This window comes from Paraburkholderia lacunae (assembly GCF_003353175.1).
Lineage (GTDB): Bacteria > Pseudomonadota > Gammaproteobacteria > Burkholderiales > Burkholderiaceae > Paraburkholderia > Paraburkholderia lacunae.
Map to the genome: position 1 here is coordinate 58,690 of NZ_QHKS01000013.1, position 20,604 is coordinate 79,293.

Genomic DNA, 20,604 nt, shown 5'->3' on the forward strand with positions numbered 1-20,604 from the left:
CCCTCACGGCGCGCAACCACGAGGGCACGGGCGAGCGCCCGGCCTCAGGCTGCGCGTGCTACGCGCAGTTAGTTCGGTGCCGTGCCGAGCGCCTTGGCGATGTCATCGCCGGTCGGCTCGGCGACGTTGTACTGCTTGAGCAGTGCCTGGTATTCGCCCATCTGCTTCATCGACGCAAACGCGCTCTTCAACTGCGCGAGCAGCGCGTCATTGCCTTTCTTGACGCCGAGGCCGATGACGACCGGATAGAGCGGGGTCGCCGACGTAATCGCCACGCGTCCGCCGAGCTTGTTGACGGTCATCTGCGCGACGGCCGAGTCTTCGAATTGCGCGTCGACAGCGTGCGAGAGGACGGCCTGGGCGGCTTCCGGCGAAGTCTCGAACTCGCGCACGTCGATGGCGCCGCGGCCGGCAGGAGCACAGACCTGCTTCGACACATCGTTGAGTTTCGGAATCCACGATGCGCCCTTGATCGAGCTCACACGCTTGCCGCACAGATCTTCTGGCGTCTTCGGTGCGAAACCGGAGTGGCTCATGGCGAGCAGCGAGCCGCCGGTCTTCAGGTAGGGCACGAAGTCGATCTGTTTCGCGCGCTCCGGCGTCACGTAGAGCGCCGACGCGATCACGTCGAAGCGGTTCGCGTTGACGCCGAGGATCAGGTTCGCGAAACGCGTGTCGACGAAACCGGGCTGGAGCTTCAGGTGCCCGGCGAGCTTCGTCATGAACGCGGGATCGAAGCCGGCAGGATCCGCGTCCTGCATGTAGTCGTAGGGCGGATACGTCAGATCCGCGCCGATCGTCAGCTTGCCGGGCGCGACGGTCGGCGCGCCGCTCGAGGCGAACGCCTGAGACGCGGCGCATAACGCGAGCGCGGCGGCGCACTTCGCGATGCGTGGCAGGGAGGGCAGGACAGATTTCAGATCAAGTTGGGCTTTCATGCGGTTCTCGCTCGTCCGGGTGGTAACAATATACATTGTTGAACAATCAAAAAATAATTGTTCAACAATAATTTGTGCATAAGCATGATGCGTGCCAAGGGGATGGCGAAGTAGGTGGACACCACTGTGAGTGGGTCTGGCGCGGCTGTGCGGGAGACGTCGCCTGATCTTCGAAAGGGGCGTGCCCAACGTCGGCGCACCAGTTCCGGGCGCCTACGTGCGCATGCAACTGGCGAACGCGTTCAGGAACGGTGCATGTCGTGACGAAGAAACGGAGCCCCAATATCGGTCTGGTGATCCGTTTGACGGCACGATGATTGGTCGGGCCTTGCTCTGTGAAGTGGCGGCAGCTGGCGGAAGGGCGTGCGACGAATTCTGGAAATCATCGCGGAAGAACTCGATACGACAATGGCATTGTGCGGATGCACAGACATCGCTTCGGTTGGGCCGGAGATTCTCGCGGCTCGTCATTCGCCGCGGTTTTGGCAATCTTTGCGGCGCCGTGGTGCGGCGGTGGCCAGCGGCCGGGAAGGACATCAGGTGGTGTGAGCGCGCTGGCTGGCCAGGTTCGATGTCTTTTTCAATTCCGGGCAGGCAGACGAGCCGATCAGCGTCTTTACGATTGCGCAGAACCGAAGGATAAGCGTGCGGGAAGCGTTGTCATTTCCGTGTTTGGCCCTCTCGCAGCGGCAGGAGTAGACTCGCCGAGGTTGCTCCGCGATACCACGCCGATCGTCGCATTGCGCCGATGCATGCGCGTGAACAAGAGGAGTCTGAAATACAGTTCGAGTGGCGTCGGGGAATTTGAAAATGCGTCTGTCAAAGGTTGATCTGAATCTCTTCGTTGTCTTTGAAGCCGTCTACAGAGCGCGAAACCTGACGCGCGCAGCGGAGATGCTGTTCATCACTCAGCCTGCTGTCAGCAATGCGTTGGCGCGGATGCGCAAAGCATTCGACGATCAGCTTTTTGTCAGTACGTCGGCCGGCATGATACCGACTCCCGTTTCGGAAAACATCATCGGCCGGGTTCGTGAGGCGCTGCAGCTGCTTGACTCGAGTACTCACGTCGGAGGACGCTTCGACCCCGCCTCGTCTGAGCGTACGTTTCGGCTCAGCATGACCGACCTTACGGAGGCGCTTCTTCTGCCCGCACTGGAGGACGTGCTGCAGCGACTGGCGCCCGGCATTCGCATCGAAAGCTACTTCACGACGCGTAGAGAGGTCCCGGAAGCGCTGGCCAGCGGTGCGGTCAATCTTGCGATCGACGCTCCGCTGATTGACGACCCATACCTCGAGCAGGAGCCGGTGGGCCGCGACCGGTATGCATGCATGCTGCGTCACGACCATCCGTTTACCAGGAAGAAGCTGACGATCGACGACTACCTCGGGTTCGGTCATATCCACGTATCCAGTCGCCCCCAGGGAACAGGTCTCGTCGATGCGGAACTGAACAGGTTGGGCCTCAGGCGATCGATTCAGACGCGGGTTCAACACTATCTGGTCGCCCCGTTGATCGCGATGCGAACCGATCTCGTCCTCACGGCGCCCCTCGTGCTCCTTCAGCGGTACGACGCGCGGATCCTTGCGCTGCCGTTCGATCTTCCGGATCTCCAGTCTCATTGCTACTGGCATCGAAGCGTTACCGCGGACCCGGCTCATCGTTGGCTGCGCGAGCAGGTTGGCCGTCTCATGCGGGAAATGAACCAGTAGCCGGAGACGGCGGGGGCATGCGGGGCCTAGGCGTCAGGTGTCACGAAAATTTATTGCTGGCTATCACGACAATCAATTTCCTGAATGACGCAGCGCTGGGTATTCTGTTAGCCATGTTGAAGCGGGGACGGCATGGCAGAACTCTATCTTGTACGGCATGGTCAGGCGTCTTTCGGAGCCGCGAACTATGACGAGCTATCACCTTCCGGTCGTACCCAATCACTTTGGCTGGGCGAGTACTTCGCGCAGGCGAAATTGCGGTTCGATCGCGTTGTCATCGGAACGATGCAGCGGCATCGGCAAACTGCCGATGGAATTCTCGCCGCAATGGGTGGCCCGCAAGTCGAGATCGCGCAAGACGCGGGTTTGAACGAATACGATTTCCAGGCATTGTTTGCAGCCCTCGGCGAAGAGGGCTTGCCGCAGGGTTGGTCGGTTGCAAGTTCAAAGAAGGACTTTTACAAAGGGCTCCAGCAAGTGCTGCAGCTTTGGGCCGACGACCGCTTGCCGGGCCGTGTTCCAGAGACCTGGCATCAATTCCAGGCGCGTGTCCAGCGTGCGCGGATCGACATCCAACGGGCCGGCGGCAGGCGCGTTCTGGTGGTGAGTTCGGGTGGTCCGATCGCGGTCACTGCCCAACAGGTTCTGCAGGCGCCTGCTGCGACCGCGATTGCACTCAACATGCAGATTCGAAACAGCAGCGTTTGCCAATATGTCTTTAACGACGGCGCGATGTCGCTAGTCAGCTTCAACTCATTGCCTCATCTCGAACGTGCCGAGAGGCATGAATTTGTCACGTACGGCTGACCTCAACTGGGATTCCTGCTCAATCATGCATGCCAGTCTTCAATTCGACGTCGAAGATCTCACACGTTATCTGACGGCGCACGTGCCCGGGTTTCAAGGGCCGTTGTCCATCGAGAAATTTCCCGGCGGACAATCCAATCCGACGTTTCTTCTGAAGGCACAAAGCGGTAGCTACGTGCTGAGGCGTCAACCTCCCGGCGCACTGCTCAAGTCGGCACATGCCGTTGATCGTGAGTTTCGCGTGCTGTCGGCGCTCGGCCGAACACGGGTCCCGGTCGCCCGGGCATATCACCTTTGCGAGGCCCGTGACGTCATCGGCAGCCTGTTTTACGTCATGAGCTACGAAGACGGACGAATCTTCTGGAATCCGGCGCTGCCCGAAGTACCCATCGAGGAGCGCGGCTCCATCTACGATGCGCTGCTCGGCACGATGGCGGCGCTCCACGATGTGGATATCGACGAAGTCGGATTGTCGGACTATGGCCGCCCGGGCAACTATTTCGCGCGCCAGATCGACGTCTGGACCACGCAATATCGCGCCGCGCAGACCGATATATTGGAGGCGGTGGAGTCGCTGATCGAGTGGCTGCCTGCCCACTGTCCGGCGGAAGTTGGAAAGCCTTCGCTCGTGCACGGCGATTTCCGTATCGACAATCTCATTTTCATGCACGATGCGCCGCAAGTTCGCGCCATTCTCGACTGGGAGCTATCCACGCTCGGCAATCCACTGGCTGACATCGCGTACTTCTGCATGTGTTTGCGGCTCCCGCCCAACGGTATTATCGCCGGACTCGCGGGCTTGAATCGAGGGGAGTTGGGGGTGCCGGACGAGGCGTCGATTGTCGAGCGGTATTGCGGGCTCCGGGGAATTTCGTCGATTGAGAACTGGAACTTCTACCTGGCGTTCAGCTTCTTCCGGCTCGCAGCTATCGCACAGGGCGTGAAAAAGCGGGCCTTGAGCGGTAACGCATCGAACGAAAAGGCGCGACAGGTGGGGGAGATGGCTGGGGCGCTTGCGAAGATGGGCATTGACCTGATCTGAAGACAGGCAGGAAATCGGAACGTAGACATATTGGGGCTGATTGTGACTACTAATTTGTTTGATCTGAAAGGAAAGATTGCTCTGGTTACTGGCGCCAGCCGAGGTATCGGTGCGGAGATCGCCAAACTACTGGCTGAGCAGGGTGCCCACGTGATTGTGTCGAGCCGCAAGCTGGAAGATTGCGAATCTGTGGCGTGCGAGATCAAGGATGCGGGCGGGAGCGCCGAAGCGCAACCGTGCCATGTCGGGCGAGTCGAAGACATTCTCACGATCTTCCAGCATATTCGCGCACGGCATGGTCGTCTGGACATTCTCGTCAACAACGCGGCGACAAATCCGTATTTTGGCCACATTCTCGACACCGATCTGTCGTCCTTCGAAAAGACGGTGGAAGTCAACTTGCGCGGTTACTTCTTCATGTCCGTGGAGGCGGGCAAGTTGATGCGGGAGCACGGCGGCGGTGCGATCGTCAACACGGCTTCGGTCAATGCATTGCAGCCCGGCGACAAGCAGGGAATCTACTCGATCACCAAAGCCGCCGTTGTCAATATGACGCGGGCATTCGCGAAGGAGTGCGGGCCGTTGGGGATTCGAGTGAATGCGCTGCTCCCCGGATTGACCAAAACCCGATTTGCGGGGGCGCTGTTCGCAGATCAGGCCACGTACGAAAACTGGATGCAGCGCATCCCGCTGCGGCGCCACGCGGAGCCTCGTGAGATGGCGGGTACGGTGCTTTACCTGGTGTCCGACGCTGCGAGCTATACCAATGGAGAGTGTGTGGTCGTCGACGGTGGACTGACGCTCTAGTCAAGGGGGCGAAGCGCGCTCTTGGCCGCGCTGTCGGCTGATGCCTCGGCGACATTATTCAGGATTCTGGAGGAGTAGAAATGGATTTTGCATATAGCCCGAAAGTCGAAGCGCTGCGCACACACGTGCGTACGTTCATGGACGCTCGCATCGTTCCGCGCATCCGGCAATGGCACGAGGAAGTGAGTGCGGGTCAATATCCGGTTTCCTTTATGGAAACCTTGAAGGAGCAGGCGCGTGAAGAGGGTCTCTGGAACCTGTTCCTTCCGCATCTGCGCGATGACGAGCCCGGTACCCGCCTGACGAATCTCGAGTACGCGCCCCTGGCTGAAATCATGGGGCGGGTGTCGTGGGCATCGGAGGTGTTCAACTGCAATGCGCCGGACACGGGCAATATGGAGCTGCTCCATATGTTTGCCACGCCCGCTCAGCGCGAGCAGTGGCTCAAGCCCCTTCTCGACGGCAAGATCCGCTCGGCGTTTGCGATGACAGAGCCGGCTGTGGCCTCCTCGGACGCGACCAATATCACGACGTCGATTCGTCGCGACGGGGATGACTATGTCATCGACGGCCGGAAGTGGTTCATCACAAATGCAGCACACCCGAATTGCAAGCTCTTCATCGTGATGGGCAAAACGGATCCGGACGCGCCGAGCCACCGTCAGCAGAGCATGATTCTCGTGCCCCGCGATACACCCGGCGTCAAGATGATCCGCAATATCACGGTGCTCAATCACCTAGCACCGGAAGGGCACTGCGAAATCGAGTTCAATGGGGTGCGCGTGCCCCGGACGAGTCTCCTCGGTGAGGAGGGCAGCGGCTTTGCGCTTGCGCAGGCTCGCCTTGGGCCGGGACGGATTCACCACTGCATGCGTTCGATCGGCGCCGCGGAACTGGCGCTCGAGTTGATGGTGGAACGGGCCCAGGCCCGCACGGCATTCGGAAAGATGCTGGTTGAGCAGGGCGCCGTCGCCGAATGGATCGCGAAGTCGCGAATCGAAATCGATCAAGCGAGGCTCTTTGTTCTCAAAGCGGCGTGGATGATCGATAACGTGGGCGCAAAGGAGGCGCGCAAGGAAATCTCGATGATCAAGGCGCTGGTGCCGAGTGTTCACACCGCCGTTTGCGACCGGGCGATGCAGGTGTTTGGCGCGATGGGGCTGAGCCCCGACACGCCATTGGCCGATAGCTGGACGTGGGGCCGTGCGTTGCGGTTCGCAGATGGTCCGGACGAGGTTCATTTGCAGAGCATTGCACGCATGGAAATCAAGGCGCAGCCCTACGAGCCGGGGAAGGATAATCCCTACCTGATGGCGTCGGCGTAAGGCATAGAGCCAGTTTCAAAGCGTGGCCTTGCGGGGGGAGCCTTATCCCCCCGACAGGGACCGCGTTTCCTCCGACGGCTCCGCCTGCGACCGTTGTCGATGCGGCCGTCAAATGACGCTTATACTTTTCCAGTTTGAGCAGGATGACGGGTAGGTCATGGCTTGGGGGAATCCAGGCGAGCCGACGGCACAGAACGACAGGACAACAGGAAGACATCATGGACCGCTTCGTTGCGATGAGAGTTTTTGCGCGCGTGGTCGAAGCCGGCAGTTTCGTGAAGGCGGCGGAGTCGCTGCAACTGCCGGTGGCGAACGTCTCCCGGATCGTTCAGGCGCTCGAAGCGCATCTCGGCGCGCGCCTTCTGAATCGAACGACGCGCAGCATCAGCATTTCCGAAGACGGCGAAATGTACTACCAGCGATGCCTGAGCGTGCTTGCCGAGGTCGACGACATGGAGGCCGAACTCTCGCATGCGAAGCTGAACCCGAAGGGCAAGCTGAAAGTGAACCTGCCGGCGGTGGTCGCGCGGACGACTGTCATTCCGGCGCTGCCGGAATTCTTCGCGAAGTATCCGGACATCGGGATCGAGATGGGCTTGACCGACCGGCAGGTCGATATCGTCGAGGAAGGCGTCGACTGCGTGATCCGCGTTGGCGAGCTCGAAGACTCGGGGCTCGTCGCGAGGCGCATCGGCAATATGGCGCGACTCACGTGCGCCGCGCCTGCGTACCTCGCGACGCACGGCGAGCCGAAGACGCCGGACGAGCTGCGCCATCACATCGGCGTCAATTACTTGTCGAGCAACACCGGACGGGTACGCGGCTGGGACTTCGTGATCGACGGCAAAAACGAACTGATCGAGATGAAAGGCATGATCGCCGTCAACGATGCGGATGCCTACCTGACATGCGGGCTGCACGGACTGGGCATCGTGAAGGGCCCTCGCTACATACTCGGGCCGTATGTGGCGACCGGCGCGCTGCGCGAAATCCTCGTCGACTATCCATCGGTGCCGCGGCCGATATCGATTCTCTATTCGCCGAACCGGCACCTGCCGCATCGGATCCGCGTGTTTGTGGATTGGATTGCCGAGGTGTTCGCACGCGAACCGTTGATGCAGTGCAAGAACTGACGCTGCGCATCAATGCGATCGAAGCAAGCCGGACGCGCGGGCGCATCCGGCTTGCCGTGCCGGGAATCTCGAGCGTTGTCCCATCCGTGGCAATATGCAACTGCTAGCCCGCTGTGCGGGCGGCGCTTGTGCCAAACGCGAGAAGAAGTCTGTTCATGGACGACGACACACAGGTCTTTAACGGGCTCCGTCCCCGATTGCAGAAGATTGCCTATCGAATGCTGGGGTCTGTCGCCGAAGCCGAAGATATTGTGCAGGACGTCTGGCTGCGTTGGCATGCGGCGGCCCGCGAGAGCATCGATAACGCGGAAGCGTGGCTCGTCGCGGTCACGACACGGATGTCCATCGACCGTCTGCGCGCCGCGAAGATTCAGCGCGAGCACTACACGGGCATCTGGTTGCCCGAGCCGCAGATGACCGACTCACCGGCTACACCCGAGGAGGTCACGGAGCGTGCGGACGACGTCTCCGTGGCATTTCTGACGCTGCTCGAGCGGCTGACGCCGGAAGCGCGGGCAGCGTTCCTGCTGCGCGAGGTCTTCGACGCGGACTACGGCGAAGTCGCCGAGGCCATCGGCAAGACGGTGGCGGCGTGCCGGCAACTGGTAAGCCGTGCAAAAGCGCAACTACGTGATGAACGCCCGCGTTATGCGGTGCCGCGCGAGACGCATCTTCGCCTGCTGCGAACCTTCGCGAACGCGCTGGAAAGCGGCGACTTCCCTGCGATCAACGCATTGCTGGCCGAAGACGCAATGCTGATCGGCGACGGCGGCGGACAAGTCCCGAGCTTCCCGAAGCCGATGGTGGGCGGCCGGCGTATCGCGCAGCTTTTTTACGCGTCGTCGCTGCGTTACGGCAGCGAAATCGGCGTCAGGCTCGTGGTGCTCAACGGTCAGTGGGCGCTGCTGCGCTTTATCGAAGGCAAGCTCGAGTCGGCGCAGTCGTTCGAAACGGACGGCGAGCGCATCGTTCGCATCCACGTGCAGCGCAACCCCGACAAGCTGGCGCGCATCGCCGCGGCATGCGCCAACGGTTGAACGCTGATATCTCTGCGGCGCCCATGCGCGTCGCACGTTGCCGATTGGTGCCGGGCGGGCAACACCGTGAGCCCGTTCGCATGCCTACCGCGACACGCCGCGCCCACCTACGATGACTTCGTGCGGCTCATTGCCGCTAACGGCACCCGCGAAGCTCGGGTGTTGACTCATCGTCGCCAGGAGAAATCATGACGCAGCGTATCAACTACGTTCAGCAATCGCCGGAACTGTTCAAGAAGTTCCTCGAACTCAGCAATCTGCTTAAGGACAGTGCAATCGAAGAATCGATCCGGGACCTCATGTCGATCCGGGCGTCGCAGATCAATGGCTGTGGATTCTGCCTCGACATGCACGTGAAGGAAGCGCGCATCCACGGCGAGCGGGAACTGCGCATCCATCATCTCGCGACGTGGCGCGAGTCGACGCTCTTCGCGCCGCGCGAACGCGCCGCGCTCGCCTGGACGGAAGTGCTGACGAAGCTCCCCGAACACGGCGTGCCCGACGACATCTACGAGCGCGTGCGTACCCAGTTCTCCGAGAAGGAACTGTCGGACCTGACATTCGAAGTGATGGCCATCAACGGATGGAACCGTGCGAACGTCGCGTTCAAGACCGTGCCGGGTTCGTCAGACAAGGCGTTGGGTCTCGACAAGGCAAACCTGGCCTGAACGGCGGGTTCTGCTGTCCTTCCTTATCTTCGGCCCGCGCGTGCGGGCCGCGTCATTTGGGGAGCACACCACCATGCTTCGCTTGAAATACACAGTACTGGCGATAGCCGCCGCAGTAGGCGCATTGATGGGCGACGCCCGCGCCGCGGCGCCCGCAGCAATCGTCACGCCGTTGATGACGAAGCCGCTCGACGAGTATCCGGGCAGGGAAGCCTTGATGATCACCGTCGAGTATCCGCCGGGTGCCGTCGATCCTGTCCATCGGCATCATGCGCACGGGTTCATCTACGTGCTGGAAGGATCGATCGTGATGCAGGTCAAGGGCGGCAAGCAAGTCACGCTGACGCCCGGACAGACCTTCTATGAAGGCCCGAACGATATTCATACCGTCGGACGCAACGCAAGCCAGACCCAACCGGCAAAGTTCATCGTGCTGCTGTTGAAGGACAAGGGTGCGCCCGTTCTCGTGCCGGAGAAGTAAGCCCGAGCGCACGCCCACGCCTACGCCCCAGAAAAACGGCGGACGATGTCACAAATGGCAGCGCTGATACGTCTAGTCGCGTATGGACTCCACAACTCGCGCTGCCATGTCAGATTACCCATCACGCCGACCCGCTGCCGGCGCCGCCGATCCGTTCGCAAGCAGCTTTGCGACCAGTTACGCCGGCGTCGTTTCTTTTCTGGCCGTCGCCAATGAAGGCAGCTTTGCCCGCGCGGGCGATCGCCTCGGCATCGGCCGATCCTCGGTTAGCCGCAACGTGCAGAAACTCGAGGCCCAACTCGACGCGCGTCTCTTCCTGCGCACGACGCGAAGCACGTCGCTGACGCGCGAAGGTGAACTTTTCTACGAGAACTGTCAGCCGGGCATAGAGCGCATCGCCCAGGCGCTGGAAGACATGCGGGAGCTGCGCAACGGGCCAGCTCGCGGCCATCTGCGCATCGGCTCGACGCCCGGCTTCGGCCGCAAGATCGTCGCGCCGCTGCTGCGAGGCTTTCACACGCAATATCCGGAGATCGCTCTGGAATTGCTGCTGAACGATCTCCCCGCCGACTTCACAGCCGATCGCATCGACGTATCGTTTCGCGATGGACGCATGGAGGACAGCGGGATCGTGGCGCGGCAGCTGATTCCGATGCAGATGATCGTCTGCGCATCGCCCGCCTATGCACGGATTCACGGCTTGCCGCGCCATGTCGACGAACTGGCGGATCATCGCTGCATCAACTTCCGGACGGCCTCGGGCCGCGTCAGGGAGTGGGAATTCAAGGTCGACGGTCTTGCGCAGCGGCGTCAGCCCCCCGCGCAGCACACGTTCAACGACGCGGATCTGGTCCTGCAGGCAGTGCTCGACGGGCTGGGCATCGCGCAGTTGCCGGCCTATCAGGTGTGCGCTCTGCTTGGCGACGGGCAGTTGCTCAGTTGTCTCGCGCAGCACGCACCCGACGACGGCGGCCACTACCTCTGCTATCTCAGCCGCAAGCATCTTCCTGCCCGAATCCGTGTGTTCATCGACTATATGACCGAGCATACGAGAGCGCTCGACCTGCAGTGCGTGACGACGGTGACGACGTTATCGACGTTATCGCCGTTATCGACAGTCGAGTGACGACACCCCGAACGACGATGCGGTAACTGATGCTACTGATGCAACACGGTGGGTCCCGGGCGGCGCTACCGCATGACGTAGTGCAGGCCTACGATGCTTCCTGTACGGACGTCGCGCGAATCGCGGCCAGTCCGGCAAAGCACCGGCCATCCCATACGCAATGGGATGCAAGCCGGATTCGAGAAATTGGCAGCGGCTTGACAGCCGCGCACAAGCCCATGGAGAAAGAGATATGGTGCAGCGTTTCCTCTCAGCGAGTCACGATTCGCGCAAGGCCGTCGAAGATGCAACCGCGCGTTACTTCGGTGCGCAGTTGCAGGACGACACGCTCGTCCCGGGCGCAAATCCGCGTCTCGTTACGGTGAACTTCGACGCGTGGTTCGCCCAGGCACAGGCTGCGAAATAAGCGGCAGCCACAGACGAGGTGCGCCATGACCACTTTGCGTCCACCGCCGCTGACGCTGCTCGACAAGTATCAGGGGCAAGATACGCAAACGCTGTATTCGACTACTGTCACCGTGACGGGCGGCGACGCGGGTCACGGACGCGCGTCGGGCGGAGCACTTTCCGATGACGGCAATCTATCAGTCGATTTGCGAATGCCGAAGGCGCTGGGCGGGCCTGGCGGCGGCACGAATCCGGAGCAGCTGTTCGCGGCGGGTTACGCCGCCTGCTTTCATGGCGCGCTGAGTCTGCTTGCGGCACGGGCGGGTATTCGGATTGCCGGTGCTTCCGTTGACGTGACGGTCGATTTCGGCCGCGACCCAATGGACGGCCTCTTCATGCTGACGGCGCATACCCGCATCCGCTTGCCCGGCGTCGAGCGTGCCGTCGCGGAGGAACTGGTACGCAACACCGAACGCTTTTGCCCTTACACCAAGATGGCACGGCACGGCATTGAGAACATCGTCGCGCTCATGCCGCCGGCCGACGCCGGCGAAACGTAACGCCATCTGTCTGCATCTGTGGACGGTAACGGGACGGCGCCGCCGATACGGCTGGCTACCGCCATTCAGCATGGGGATATCGGTAGTCGTTCAGGCGCATTTCTTGAGGTGTCATTTCGTAGGCGCGCCGAAAGGCGCGCGTAAAGTCGGATGCACTTTTGAAGCCGACTGAATAACCGACGTCCTTGATCGGAACGTTCGGAAATCGAACGAGCTCGTCTGCGGCGGCGCGCAAGCGAAGATGACGGATGAAAGCACCCAGCCCGCCTTCATGTTCGAATAGCCGATAAATCGTGCTGCGTGAGAGCCCCAACGATTCAACCACGCTATCGGGCGATAGTTCGTATCCGTGCAGGTTTGCGCGAACGTAGCGTCGCGTATATTCGAACATGAGCGCGCGGCCTACGGCTCGCTTGCTGCCGCTCAAACCAGCCTCTTCCCCGAATGCGTCTGCGATCAGTTCAATTAGACCGGCGAGCCTGCGGTGAGCATCCTCGAACGGCATGTAGCGGAGGTTTTCGACCAGCGTCCTCGCGCGCTCGACGATAAGCCGCGTGGCAGGCCTGCTCGGCTCGAGCGCGCGTCCGTGTATTGCCCACGGGTCGGAGAACACGTGCCGCAGCAGGTTGGCGGGCACAACGAGCGTGATATACCGGCACGCCTGCCGCTGCAGGCGTATGGGTTGTTCAAAGTCGGTGGCAAGTACGCTGCCTCCACACACGGGGTACTCACGCTTCCTGGCGAGCGTCGTCGCCAAATGAGCTGCGCCATCCAGGAAGATGGTAAAACCGATGCCGCGTACGTTATCGCGCGAAATGCGGGCGACGGTGCGTTCGATCACGACATGATCGGTATAGGTGTCGCTGATACGGAATTCGCCGATGTCGTAACGGTTGTTGATGCAGATAAAGGACTGTCGAACCTGCTCACGCGACGGTACGACCTCGATGATATGGCCGAGCTGCTCCCAATAAGCCAGCAATTGCTGTTGCGGCGGCAGCCCGGAAACATCGAATCGGTTGTAAGCGATTCCATTCGCGAGCATATCGTGATCCCGTGGCAAGGTAGGACGATGAGGATGCGATCCGGCAACGATCTCGCCGCTGAGTATCGGGCGAATGACGAGGTGGCGCCCCGCCGCCTCCGCGCATCCCGCTAACGCTTTTAACTGCACGAGCTTATCTTAACATCGCGAATTTACGCAGGCCCGGCCCTGTAGTGCATTGCCGTTGCCGTATCGAATAGCGAATCTGCTCAGGATGGGATATCCCATCATTAATAGAACACTTGCCAAACCAATGAAAAAATCCGCTCATTAAAATTTCCCGGATTGCATGGAGATGCGAGGCGAGTAGATGTCGCCCTTCGTATGGCCGCATTCGCCAACATTGGGTTTCATTCAGACACGCGGTGTCGGAAATTTTAATTGTTCTATAGGATCGACTCCAGCGACTAAAGACTAAAGCTCTTCAGGGAAGACCCAGGCATTTCTACGTTCAAACGGCACGATTCTCGTGCTGTGCAAAAGTAGCACCAGGAAGGTTTGCCCCGTTGCAATCGTGCGTTTGCCGGGTCTGCAGCGTCGAGGTGGGCTGCAGGCCAATGGACCAGAACCGCGCTCGACCTAGGTCAGTTGCGGATCCAAAAGGAGCGACGTGTCGATTCGAGACTGCGTTGCCCCTGCTCGCCGTCTATAGATGTGCTGGGTCGTTTAGGACCGCGTCCTATTCCATCAGCAGGATCGATCCAACACTGCTCAAGCGCATCCCGTTGGTGCGTCACGCGGGGACCGAATCCTCCGCGCCTGTATAGCGTTTGTCTTTGCTGCGTGACAGTGAGGTGTGTCGGTGTTGCGCACCTTCGTGCGTGCCGGCGACATTTTCTGATTCGTCGAAAGAAGCTAATTGCGTGGAGAAATCCATGAAGTCGACCGGTCCTGTCACGTGGTCTCTGCTTTGCAACTATGTCCGTCAACAGGTTCATCACTAAAAAGGACGCCGCAGATTGCACGCATATCGACCTCAATTCGCGCCGCAAGCGCTGGCGCTCGGCGCTGCACTGGCATTTTCCACGTCGGCGCATGCTGTCGATCCGGCGCTGAACTCGCTCGGCCAGGCAGGCGGCCTGGTGATTCCCTATGCGTACCCGTTGCCGGAGGGTGTCGGCGAAGCACAGTACAACAACTATATCGACCCCCGGTACGGCAAGAAGGCGACCGGTTCCCAGATCTACTGGGGTGCGGTCGGGCTCCTGCCGTATGTTGAGGTTGCCGGCGGGCTGGCGAACTATCCGGGGGATGTGCCGGCGCCGTACTCCGGAGCGGATCATTTGATCCTTCGTCATTTGATGGCCGACGTCAAACTGGCGGTGCCGCAGTTCTTCAAATATCAGCCGGCCATCGCGTTCGGCGTGACCGACATCGGTGGTCAAACACATTTCTTTCGCTCGAAGTACGGCGAGGTATCCCAAGCCTTCGGGCCGCTCAACCTGACAGCCGGCTACGGGCAAGGCGATCGGCTCGATGGCCCGTTTGGCGGTGTTCAGTTGTCGCTTTGGCAGACAGGACTATCGCTGCTGGCAGAGCATGACTCGAAGACGCCCTACGTGGGCGTGCGCTATCAATCTCCCCGCATCAGCTGGCTGGCAGACGCTAATGTAATCGCTACGGTGACGCGCGCGGTCAGATCGACAGACGGCGTATCGCCGCGCACATCGATTTCGGTGGGCATTCAGATACCGTTCGGCAAGCGGTTCAGTCCACAGCGCTGTGCAGGCGGTCTGTGCGACGGTACCGACGCTCCAGTGCAGCATGGGTCAACCGACGCGGGCGCAAGCGAAGCTATCGTGCCGCGTAGCTTGCAGCCGCTTCACGAGGCAGGCATAGCAGAACAGCCGAATCGCCTTGCCGGAGAGGCGGTTCCATTTGTGCCGCCGCTGCAGTCTTACGCGTCGGTCGTCGTGGGCGATGCATCCTCCGCAGTGCCCGCTGAGCGCACGCCGCTCATTTCAGAGTCGCTGGACACGTCCGCGCTCGATTCGATCGCGGCGCAGCTGTTTGCCGCAGGCCTCGAACGCGTGCGGGTGGGGATCAGCGGCCGGGATGTCATCGTCGAATACGAGAACCACAGGTACAACCAGAACGAAGCTGACGCGCTTGGCATCGTGCTGGGCGTAGCGAGCATCGATGCACCGCATGGCATCGAGCGAATCCGCGCGGTGCTCAAGAAGGCCAATGAACCGCTCGCCGACATCGCCGTCGATCGTGAAGCCTACGCACAGTTTCTCGCCGGTGGGACACCCTCAGCGGCAAGCGCATCGATGACGATGCGAACGCGACCGACTTATGACGCGGACTCAATTGCATGGCATGGCAATGATCGGCATCACGGACTCACGCGCATTCAGATCTCGCCTGTGACGAGTTATCTCTATGGCACCGAGTACGGAAACTTCGATATTTCGGTCGGAGCGAATATTCAAGGATTCGTTCCGCTCTGGCGGGGCGCTGAGCTGTACGCAAGCTACATCGCGCCGTTGTACAACACGAAGAATATGGACAATCACAGGGTGTTCAGCCAATACCGCTTGCGTGGCGGGCTGGCCACTGCGGCGTTGGCGCAGAGTTTCTGGATCATGCCGCAAGTCCTGAACGTGGCCGCCGTAGGCAGGTTCAACTACCGCTACGTTGGCATCGAGAACGAAACCACTGCTTTCGTCCCAGGCCGTCCGGATCTCGTGCGACTACGTCTCGCCTATCTGCACCACGAGCCCGGGCAAGATACGCTGCCGCACCAGGAAAACGCAATGATCACCTACCGATGGGTTCAACCTTCGTGGAACCTATGGATCGAGGCTGGGGTGGCGCGCTATGTGGGGGGCGACAAGGGGCCGCTTATCACGCTGACGCGCTGGTTCGACGATGTATTTGTCAGTGTGCATGGCGAACACAGCGGCCGCGGAAGCTTCATGGGTGCAAGCATCAGCTTCCCGCTCACACCACGTCAAGGTATGAAGCCGGGTATCACTCAGGTCGACGGGGCCCAGGCATTTTCGCTGGATTTCCGTACGCGCGTCGGATCGACCAACTACCTGTCGGCCGGTGTCGCGGAGAACCTCAACTTCCCCTATAGCACTGGGCAATATCTGCTGAACCAGGGACGTTTTAGCGCGGCCTATTTTTCGACGCAAATGTATCGCATGCGTGACGCGTATGACCGCTATGCGAGGCCGGGCGATGTTCCGCATAAGTCGAACTGAGATGGCGAGGCAACCGGGTACACCGCTATTAAAAATGGCGCCACGGTCGTGTGTGAAATCTGTTTGCGGGATGTAACGACAGTACAGGCTATTTCGCCTGCCACATTGTGAGTGACTTTCTTTCGGAGAGAAATGATGAAGCTACTTGACGCCCGCGCGTGGCGCGCGCTGCAGTTTGGATCGATTGCACTGGCAAGCAGTGCGCTCGTTGCATGTGGAGGCGGCGGCGATTCGCCAGGCGCGACGATTAAAGGAACGGCGGCGGTCGGCGCTCCGGTGTCTAACGGGACCATCCAGATAAGCTGCAAGAACGGCTCCAGCAGTGCAGCTTCAGATTCGAATGGGGCCTTTTCGAGTACGTTTCACTTCGACGGTCCATGTTTGCTGACGGTCACAAGCGGGTCGATCGTCCTCAATTCATTTGCTGCCGGTGCGGGGACATACAACATTACGTCGCTCACACAGTTGCTTCTGAGCTATCTTGCCGGGCAGCTCGGTACGACGCTCAATGGCTTGATTGCCGGCCTCTCGAGCAATACAACCTACCAGAATGCGCTGACGAATAGCACGGTGATATCGAACGCAGAAAACGCGGTGGCACAGCTGATTAAAAGCATGTATGGCATCACGCTGTCTACGAACTCGTTTCTGACCGTATCGTTCACGCCGGGGCAACCCGGGGCGGACGCGGATCTCGATGCCCTGCAGGCAGTTGGAGCGATCACGAGTAATGGCCAGCCCGCCGCAACGCTTGCGAGCGCGGCGCTTGCCGCGGGCGCCGCGGCACCCATCTCAGGCGGCGGATCGCCTACGCCGACTGGCGGGACGGGTGGAACGGGTGGAACCGGCGGAACAGGGACGTAGACGAGATGTTCCGCGGTGGGGCGGGCAGACGCATCCCGACGCTGCTGCAACTCGGACGGGTGTGAAATGCAGCCTTCAGGCCGTCGCCTCTGGCTCAAGCGCTCCAATCTCGGGCGCGCCAGAGCCAGAGGCCTTCGGGGTGCACACCCGTTCGCGCCTCATCGCCGATTTCTAACCCATGTGCAGGCCACCGTTTAGCGAGAAGTCGGCCCCGGTCGAGAAGGCCGCTTCGTCGCTAGCAAGCCACGCGACGATTGATGCGATCTCAGTAGCGTCCCCAAGACGGCGAACCGGGATGCTCTGAACAATGGCATCGAGTACTTCGGAGCGCACAGCCTTAACCATATCCGTTCCGATGTATCCCGGCGAAACTGTATTCACAGTGATGCCTTTGCCCGCCACTTCTTGCGCGAGCGACATGGTGAAGCCGTGTGTAAGCACCTCGCGAGGGCCGTTCGCAATACGGTGCGCGCGTGAGGCATGATCGGGTATCGGGCGGTCTGGCTCTTGCCCGCTAGCAATCAGTCCGTGGAGGCGGGTGGGCACGGCTGCCTTGGCAGCTTCCTGGCGACGAAGCCGTGAATGCCAGCCTTCGCAGTTGAATAGTTGGTCCGGCCGAACTGCCCCTTCTGTCCGTTCACCGAAGAAATGTTGATCACCCGTCCCCACCCTTTGCTGATCATTCCCTCGATAACCTGCTTGGTCACGTTGAAGAGGCTCGTCAGGTTCGTGTCAATGACATCATTCCAGCTCTCACGCGACATCTTCCGAAACACGCCATCTCTCGTGATGCCCGCATTGTTCAAGACGACAAAAAAAAAAGCCTGCCGCGGGGACGGCAGGCCTAGCGTAACCTCGAGGGGAAAATCCCGTGGGGAAATCACTCGAGTTGCCGATTCCGAGGGCGGCGAACCAAGTTTAGACGCGCGCAAAGCTGCCGTGGGGCCAACGGCGGTGCGGGCCAATGTCTTGGCGAAATTGGCTAATGAAAAGCAGTCCATCAAATAGATGATCCCGACATCACTCATGAAGCTTGGATTTGCAATAGATGATTGGCAGTCGCGAGCAAAAAAAAGCCCGCCCGGATGGAGTCCCGGGCGGGCTGAATCTTGATGGGTGCGAGGACCGATTCGGTCGTCCATCAAGGGCCAGTCAGCAAAATAAACCAAAATAAACCACGCGTTAATGCGATGGCCGCAATGGATACGAGATTGGCGGAATGAGTCAATTCAGGAAGCCGAGGATGGTCTGTGTAGCTCACCCGGCAACAGGTGAAACCAGATGTCAGGTAATACCCGACTTGCCGCGGAAGGATAACTGCCCCGGAAGATTGGCCGCGCAAGCGATGAAGATTTCGAGCACCGCCGGAGACCGGAAGTCGAGGCGCAGGCCGCCGAAGAACATGCCTGCTACCGTTTTTTCGTCATACCTTCTTTGCGAAGTCCGTGCTACATGTTCCGCCAGATGTTGCGCGCGGTAGGCCAGCGTCACGCGCTGCAGCCAGTCGGCTTCGCGACCGTTTAATCGCAGCCAAATATGTGTGGACTCCACAAGATGTTCGACCTTGAGCCAGTGACTGGTTTTCTGGCGCATTGCCAATTGCGAGGCAACTAGATAGGTCAGCAGTTCCGTGCGCGCTCTCATGTCGAAATCAAGCAGCCGAGTCATCGTGGATTGGGTGTGGAGACGGAGTGATATCGCAATGTGTGATTGGCGCGGCATTGCGAGGCATGAGAGCGCAAAAAGCGGTTGTCCCTGTCGCGCGGGCGGCCGCATCTGGCTAACGCCACAAGATAACGCCGCAGGAGATCCAGTATCCCGACGCAGATGGTCCTCCGCACGATCTAACTGCGTGCGCCAAAGCATTGGCGGATTCCGCCGAGCGAATTCACCGCTGTGAGTTGCGCGGTTGACAGTATTGCGCCGCTTGCTCTTTCATTGTCGCTCCCAGTCAATCTAGTGGTCTTGTTCGCCATTCCCATCGCTGTCTGTTCCGGGTGATCTATGATCGAACCCGGTCGTCTCTGGGCGTATCCCTCGTCGCGCCCTCAGATCTTAGCCTGCCGCCTCCAAGGCGAGCAGGCTTTTTTCTTGTGCGTGCCCCTCCAGTGGCGGGCGATCCGCCTAATTGGCCGTGAGCAGTTTCGACGCGATAGGCGTTGTCATTGTCGAGGTGCTGATAGTGGCTTGGATATGTCACTAGTGAGGCAGCTGGTACGGTGATCCCGCCGCCACACACCGCGGCGTATGCGCCGAATGTAGGAAATCGTGAACGAAATCGTTGATCTCCTGGATGAGTATGAGGCGATTCTTGATAAGGACTCGCTATACGCACGCGTGTTGATGTCCTTCATTGTCGAGCGCGAAGTGCGTGTGCGGCACGACCTGGAGAGACGGATCGAAGCGACCACAATAGATCGGAAGCAGTTCGCGCGACTGAGACACTTCGCGCGAACCGCTCCGCTTGGATGCCTCGCCAAGCTATATGAAGAGAATCGCTCCGGGAGTGATGAAATAAGGTGATGCCTTGATGAGTTCGCCCTGCGTCGCGTGGAGCATCGGGCCAATAGTCAGTGTGAGGCCGGAGGTGCAGCGGTCGCTGTGCCACGGAGTTCAGGCAGTAGGATGCTTGCGGCAAAAAAGCTCAATAGCGTCGTGACCGAAGGTCGATTGTGTCTTAATTCGAGAAAATTCACCGCCGTGCTTCAAACGATGCTTCCAGGGGCGATGCGTGCGGTGTGCCGTCGATACTTCGGCCCGATAAAAAATCGAGGGTGTTGAGCAATGTCGGTTGACGGTCGCCCAACCAGCGCGACGCGTCACAGTTCTACATTGTTGGCATTGACATTTGTTAACAAATTTGTTTGATGTTTTCGCGTAGACTTGCCGGCTAATTCGCCGACCTGCTCGCCGTCGACCACTCTCGTCGCTGCGCTCCGCGAGCGCACTTGTTCATATGAGAATCGCCATCCTGGAATCCGATGCCACAGCGCTTGATTCCGCGTTCGAAATCCTGTCATCTGCCGGGCATCTCTGTTTTGGCGCGCTATGCGACAGAACATTGCACGATCTGCTCGATCAGGTGTCGGTCGATCTGGTGATACTCGATTGGGCCGGGCCAGATGCGCTCCGATACGATACTTTGCACTGCCTGTGCAGACATGATCCCGTGGTCCCCGTCATCCTGTGCGTGACGTCGAGCACGTCGCACCAAGCGATAGCTTCTGGGCTGAAAAGCGGCGCAAGCATCTCCCTCGAGAAGCCGCTCGGCAACGCGCGGTCGCTTGCGTACATTCATGCATTGGGGGTGGGTAGCGATTACTTTTCGGCAATCGGTTCAACAACACTCATGTAACTGGACCGCGCGAGCAGGCAGACGTCGATTCCCGACCAGGTTGGACGGTGTCGAGGCAAGGCGCTTCTCTACCGGCGCTGAATTCATCTCATGGTTCCGGACGTGTC

General features: G+C 60.0%; 20 protein-coding genes and 2 pseudogenes. 17 read left to right on the forward strand and 5 right to left on the reverse strand.

All coding sequences use genetic code 11. The annotated features are described in order from the left end of the window. Window positions 1–68 precede the first annotated feature (68 nt). Window positions 69–938: a transporter substrate-binding domain-containing protein gene (locus tag DLM46_RS20715; protein WP_115103265.1), complete on the reverse strand. Its 870-nt coding sequence runs from the start codon at window positions 936–938 to the stop codon at window positions 69–71. 307 nt (window positions 939–1,245) lie between these two features. Here DLM46_RS20715 and DLM46_RS40410 point away from each other — a divergent pair. From DLM46_RS40410 to DLM46_RS20780, 13 genes and pseudogenes are all read left to right on the forward strand, one after another. Then, window positions 1,246–1,406: pseudogene (locus DLM46_RS40410) on the forward strand (alpha-hydroxy-acid oxidizing protein); the annotation flags it as partial. Between the two features lie 342 nt (window positions 1,407–1,748). Next, the gene (locus tag DLM46_RS20725; RefSeq protein ID WP_115103268.1) at window positions 1,749–2,648 is read left to right on the forward strand and encodes a LysR family transcriptional regulator; all 900 of its coding nucleotides are present in this window, start codon (window positions 1,749–1,751) and stop codon (window positions 2,646–2,648) included. Between the two features lie 132 nt (window positions 2,649–2,780). Then, on the forward strand, window positions 2,781–3,455 hold the full coding sequence (locus DLM46_RS20730; protein WP_115103270.1) for a histidine phosphatase family protein: 675 nt from the start codon (window positions 2,781–2,783) through the stop codon (window positions 3,453–3,455). A 25-nt stretch (window positions 3,456–3,480) separates the two neighbouring features. Continuing rightward, window positions 3,481–4,497 carry a phosphotransferase gene (locus DLM46_RS20735; protein ID WP_115103272.1) on the forward strand — a complete coding sequence of 339 codons (1,017 nt, stop codon included), beginning with the start codon at window positions 3,481–3,483 and terminating at the stop codon, window positions 4,495–4,497. A gap of 42 nt (window positions 4,498–4,539) precedes the next feature. Continuing rightward, window positions 4,540–5,304, forward strand: coding sequence for an SDR family oxidoreductase (locus DLM46_RS20740; protein ID WP_115103611.1), 765 nt, complete (start codon window positions 4,540–4,542; stop codon window positions 5,302–5,304). 80 nt (window positions 5,305–5,384) lie between these two features. Then, entirely contained in the window at window positions 5,385–6,629 is a 1,245-nt protein-coding gene (locus DLM46_RS20745; RefSeq protein WP_115103274.1) for an acyl-CoA dehydrogenase family protein, read from the forward strand. A 218-nt stretch (window positions 6,630–6,847) separates the two neighbouring features. Then, window positions 6,848–7,762 carry a LysR family transcriptional regulator gene (locus DLM46_RS20750; protein ID WP_115103277.1) on the forward strand — a complete coding sequence of 305 codons (915 nt, stop codon included), beginning with the start codon at window positions 6,848–6,850 and terminating at the stop codon, window positions 7,760–7,762. Between the two features lie 155 nt (window positions 7,763–7,917). Then, a complete protein-coding gene (locus DLM46_RS20755) occupies window positions 7,918–8,799 on the forward strand; it encodes an RNA polymerase sigma-70 factor (protein WP_115103279.1) in 882 nt (293 codons plus the stop codon). A gap of 188 nt (window positions 8,800–8,987) precedes the next feature. Further along, window positions 8,988–9,467 (forward strand): carboxymuconolactone decarboxylase family protein, encoded by a 480-nt coding sequence (locus DLM46_RS20760; protein WP_115103282.1) that lies wholly within the window; start codon window positions 8,988–8,990, stop codon window positions 9,465–9,467. Window positions 9,468–9,540: 73 nt separating this feature from the next. Next, window positions 9,541–9,948, forward strand: coding sequence for a cupin domain-containing protein (locus DLM46_RS20765; protein WP_115103284.1), 408 nt, complete (start codon window positions 9,541–9,543; stop codon window positions 9,946–9,948). A 106-nt stretch (window positions 9,949–10,054) separates the two neighbouring features. Next, window positions 10,055–11,074 carry a LysR family transcriptional regulator gene (locus DLM46_RS20770; RefSeq protein ID WP_115103286.1) on the forward strand — a complete coding sequence of 340 codons (1,020 nt, stop codon included), beginning with the start codon at window positions 10,055–10,057 and terminating at the stop codon, window positions 11,072–11,074. Between the two features lie 232 nt (window positions 11,075–11,306). Continuing rightward, window positions 11,307–11,480: a hypothetical protein gene (locus tag DLM46_RS20775; RefSeq protein WP_425274008.1), complete on the forward strand. Its 174-nt coding sequence runs from the start codon at window positions 11,307–11,309 to the stop codon at window positions 11,478–11,480. 25 nt (window positions 11,481–11,505) lie between these two features. Next, window positions 11,506–12,021, forward strand: coding sequence for an Ohr family peroxiredoxin (locus tag DLM46_RS20780; protein WP_115103289.1), 516 nt, complete (start codon window positions 11,506–11,508; stop codon window positions 12,019–12,021). A 55-nt stretch (window positions 12,022–12,076) separates the two neighbouring features. Here DLM46_RS20780 and DLM46_RS20785 read toward each other — a convergent pair whose 3' ends face one another. Further along, window positions 12,077–13,195 carry an AraC family transcriptional regulator gene (locus DLM46_RS20785; protein WP_244306313.1) on the reverse strand — a complete coding sequence of 373 codons (1,119 nt, stop codon included), beginning with the start codon at window positions 13,193–13,195 and terminating at the stop codon, window positions 12,077–12,079. Window positions 13,196–14,025: 830 nt separating this feature from the next. On the opposite strand from DLM46_RS20785, the gene DLM46_RS20790 reads away from it, so the two are divergent. Then, window positions 14,026–16,278, forward strand: a complete 2,253-nt coding sequence (locus tag DLM46_RS20790; RefSeq protein WP_115103298.1) for a YjbH domain-containing protein — start codon at window positions 14,026–14,028, stop codon at window positions 16,276–16,278. A gap of 132 nt (window positions 16,279–16,410) precedes the next feature. After that, window positions 16,411–17,142, forward strand: a complete 732-nt coding sequence (locus DLM46_RS20795) for a carboxypeptidase regulatory-like domain-containing protein (protein WP_341868595.1) — start codon at window positions 16,411–16,413, stop codon at window positions 17,140–17,142. 171 nt (window positions 17,143–17,313) lie between these two features. Here DLM46_RS20795 and DLM46_RS20800 read toward each other — a convergent pair. The 3 genes and pseudogenes from DLM46_RS20800 to DLM46_RS20810 all read right to left on the reverse strand — a co-directional run. Continuing rightward, a pseudogene (locus DLM46_RS20800) lies at window positions 17,314–17,574 on the reverse strand (SDR family oxidoreductase); the annotation flags it as partial. An 89-nt stretch (window positions 17,575–17,663) separates the two neighbouring features. After that, window positions 17,664–18,284 carry an SDR family NAD(P)-dependent oxidoreductase gene (locus tag DLM46_RS41430; protein WP_482811936.1) on the reverse strand — a complete coding sequence of 207 codons (621 nt, stop codon included), beginning with the start codon at window positions 18,282–18,284 and terminating at the stop codon, window positions 17,664–17,666. Between the two features lie 142 nt (window positions 18,285–18,426). Further along, window positions 18,427–18,810, reverse strand: coding sequence for a hypothetical protein (locus DLM46_RS20810; protein WP_115103301.1), 384 nt, complete (start codon window positions 18,808–18,810; stop codon window positions 18,427–18,429). Between the two features lie 600 nt (window positions 18,811–19,410). Here DLM46_RS20810 and DLM46_RS20815 point away from each other — a divergent pair. Together DLM46_RS20815 and DLM46_RS20820 are read left to right on the forward strand one after the other, a co-directional pair. Then, window positions 19,411–19,665, forward strand: a complete 255-nt coding sequence (locus tag DLM46_RS20815) for a hypothetical protein (protein ID WP_115103304.1) — start codon at window positions 19,411–19,413, stop codon at window positions 19,663–19,665. Between the two features lie 433 nt (window positions 19,666–20,098). Beyond that, a complete protein-coding gene (locus DLM46_RS20820) occupies window positions 20,099–20,497 on the forward strand; it encodes a DNA-binding transcriptional response regulator (protein WP_115103306.1) in 399 nt (132 codons plus the stop codon). Window positions 20,498–20,604 lie beyond the last annotated feature (107 nt).

Bases quoted from the DNA above. Each gene is read 5' to 3' on its own strand.
- DLM46_RS20725 (WP_115103268.1), top strand. From the start codon at position 1,749: ATGCGTCTGTCAAAGGTTGATCTGAATCTCTTCGTTGTCTTTGAAGCC.
- DLM46_RS20780 (WP_115103289.1), top strand. From the start codon at position 11,506: ATGACCACTTTGCGTCCACCGCCGCTGACGCTGCTCGACAAGTATCAG.
- DLM46_RS20735 (WP_115103272.1), top strand. From the start codon at position 3,481: ATGCATGCCAGTCTTCAATTCGACGTCGAAGATCTCACACGTTATCTG.
- DLM46_RS20745 (WP_115103274.1), top strand. From the start codon at position 5,385: ATGGATTTTGCATATAGCCCGAAAGTCGAAGCGCTGCGCACACACGTG.
- DLM46_RS20765 (WP_115103284.1), top strand. From the start codon at position 9,541: ATGCTTCGCTTGAAATACACAGTACTGGCGATAGCCGCCGCAGTAGGC.
- DLM46_RS20755 (WP_115103279.1), top strand. From the start codon at position 7,918: ATGGACGACGACACACAGGTCTTTAACGGGCTCCGTCCCCGATTGCAG.
- DLM46_RS20820 (WP_115103306.1), top strand. From the start codon at position 20,099: ATGAGAATCGCCATCCTGGAATCCGATGCCACAGCGCTTGATTCCGCG.
- DLM46_RS20715 (WP_115103265.1), bottom strand. From the start codon at position 938: ATGAAAGCCCAACTTGATCTGAAATCTGTCCTGCCCTCCCTGCCACGC.
- DLM46_RS20770 (WP_115103286.1), top strand. From the start codon at position 10,055: ATGTCAGATTACCCATCACGCCGACCCGCTGCCGGCGCCGCCGATCCG.
- DLM46_RS41430 (WP_482811936.1), bottom strand. From the start codon at position 18,284: ATGGACGACCGAATCGGTCCTCGCACCCATCAAGATTCAGCCCGCCCG.
- DLM46_RS20795 (WP_341868595.1), top strand. From the start codon at position 16,411: ATGATGAAGCTACTTGACGCCCGCGCGTGGCGCGCGCTGCAGTTTGGA.
- DLM46_RS20810 (WP_115103301.1), bottom strand. From the start codon at position 18,810: ATGACTCGGCTGCTTGATTTCGACATGAGAGCGCGCACGGAACTGCTG.
- DLM46_RS20750 (WP_115103277.1), top strand. From the start codon at position 6,848: ATGGACCGCTTCGTTGCGATGAGAGTTTTTGCGCGCGTGGTCGAAGCC.
- DLM46_RS20775 (WP_425274008.1), top strand. From the start codon at position 11,307: ATGGTGCAGCGTTTCCTCTCAGCGAGTCACGATTCGCGCAAGGCCGTC.
- DLM46_RS20730 (WP_115103270.1), top strand. From the start codon at position 2,781: ATGGCAGAACTCTATCTTGTACGGCATGGTCAGGCGTCTTTCGGAGCC.
- DLM46_RS20760 (WP_115103282.1), top strand. From the start codon at position 8,988: ATGACGCAGCGTATCAACTACGTTCAGCAATCGCCGGAACTGTTCAAG.